We start from the raw sequence: 207 nt of genomic DNA on the forward strand, positions 1-207 counted from the left end.
AGCCCGTCTCCCAGGAAGCCGGAGACCTGGTGCTGGCCGGGGAAGGTGCCGGTGGCCGGTGCGGTGCCGAAGGCGTCTCCGGTCGGAGTCCACCCGCCGAAGCCGGTGCCTTCGAAGTCCTGCACCACCTCGCCCGTGGGCGGGGTGTAGGTGCCCTTGTCCTCGGCGGTGAACTTCCTTCCGTCGAAGTCGCCGATGAAGTACTGG

1 protein-coding gene is annotated in these 207 nt (G+C 69.1%); it reads right to left on the reverse strand.

Going from position 1 to position 207, the window contains the following annotated elements; translation table 11 throughout:
- Window positions 1-207 (reverse strand): hypothetical protein (locus IE97_RS39115; protein ID WP_037845580.1); only part of this gene is annotated, 207 nt, incomplete at both ends.

It is taken from the genome of Streptomyces sp. NRRL S-455 (genome assembly GCF_000717875.1).
GTDB lineage: Bacteria > Actinomycetota > Actinomycetes > Streptomycetales > Streptomycetaceae > Streptomyces.